Below are 1,448 nucleotides of genomic sequence, written 5' to 3'. Positions count from 1 at the left end.
CGGCGGGGCGGGCGGGGGCGCGGGCCGCAAAAATTTTTGGGGGGCGCGCGGGCCCCCCCGCCCCCCGGCGCTGTTACCCTCCGCGTCCTGATTCACGCCACATCCGATCGACCGCTCCGCGAGGACCGGTCGTTTTGTCGTTCTGGAGATTTCATGTTTTTCCCCATCTACCTGCTGTCGGCTGCGGGTTTTACCGTGCTGACCACAGAGTTCGTCATCGTCGGTCTGCTTCCCGCCATCGCCCGCGACCTGGCCGTCACCATCCCCCAGGCCGGCTTGCTGGTCACGCTGTTCGCCTTCACGGTGGCCTGCTTCGGACCGTTCCTGACCGCGTATTTTTCGCGCTTCGAGCGCAAGCGCCTGTTTATTTCGGTGCTGATCATGTTTGGCGTCTCCAACGCCGTTGCCGCGCTGGCGCCCAACATTTGGGTGATGGCCGCCGCGCGGCTGATCCCGGCCCTCGGGCTGCCGGTGTTCTGGGCCCTGGCCAGCGAAACCGCCGTGGACATCGTTGGCCCTGACCACGCCGGCCGCGCGATTGCCAAGATCGGTTTCGGTATCGTCTGCGCCACGGTGTTCGGTATCCCCGTCGGCACCTTGATCTCGGACGCCATCGGCTGGCGCAGCGCCTTCGCCGTCCTCGCGGTGATGGCGTTCGCCAAGGCGCTGCTGCTGTTCATTTACCTGCCCCGCAGCGTGCACAAGGATCAGGCCTCGTTCCGCAGCCAGTTCCGCATTCTGCGCAGCCCGTTGATGCAGGGCCACGTGCTGCTGTCGGTGCTGGTCTTCAGCGGTATGTTCACCGCCTACACGTACCTGGCGGACATGCTCGAGCGCCTCGCCGGCTTCAACGGCACGGTGGTCGGCTGGTGCCTGATGTGTTTCGGCGCGGTGGGCTTGCTGGGTAATTCACTCGGCGGGCGGTTGGTGGATCGCCACCCACTGATCGCCAGCCTGACCTTTTGTACGTTCATGATCGGCGGCATGGTCATGGTGGTGCCGAGCATGCATTCCCTGCCTGCGCTGGCCCTGGCGTTGGCCGTGTGGGGCGCAACCCAGGCGGCGCTGTTTCTGGTCAGCCACGTCCGGCTGATGAAAGCGGCGCCACAGGCCCCGGCCTTCGCCGCATCGCTCAACATCGCCGGGGCCAATCTGGGCATCGGCATTGGCGCGATCATTGGCGGGCGGGTGATCGATCATCTGGGCCTTGGCAGTCTGGGCTTCGCGGCGGCTGGCATCATTCTGCTGTCGATTCTGCTGGCCCTGCTGCTGATGACCGTCCGCCCAAACCCCGCAGCCTGCGACGCCTAGTCCGGGAACAACTGGTGGCGTGCGCCTTCGGTAATCGCGACGATGCCGGGGTGCCTGACCTTGCGCTCGACCGAGATCGCGTAGAACGACTCGGTCACGGCATCGGTATGGCCGATCAGCTCGACGTCGTATTGCTC

1 protein-coding gene and 1 pseudogene are annotated in these 1,448 nt (G+C 65.6%); one reads left to right on the top strand and one right to left on the bottom strand.

The annotated features are described in order from the left end of the window. Nucleotides 1-153 precede the first annotated feature (153 nt). A complete protein-coding gene (locus tag QMX88_RS29250; RefSeq protein WP_282373732.1) occupies nt 154-1,311 on the top strand; it encodes an MFS transporter in 1,158 nt (385 codons plus the stop codon). Here the strand turns inward: QMX88_RS29250 and QMX88_RS29245 are convergent. Further along, nucleotides 1,308-1,448, bottom strand: a pseudogene (locus QMX88_RS29245) (LysR family transcriptional regulator); the annotation flags it as partial. The gene QMX88_RS29250 and the pseudogene QMX88_RS29245 sit on opposite strands and share 4 nt — an antisense overlap.

It is taken from the genome of Pseudomonas sp. PS02290, from assembly GCF_029960075.1.
Taxonomy (GTDB): Bacteria; Pseudomonadota; Gammaproteobacteria; order Pseudomonadales; family Pseudomonadaceae; genus Aquipseudomonas.
This window is presented reverse-complemented; position numbering and strand designations above follow the sequence as displayed.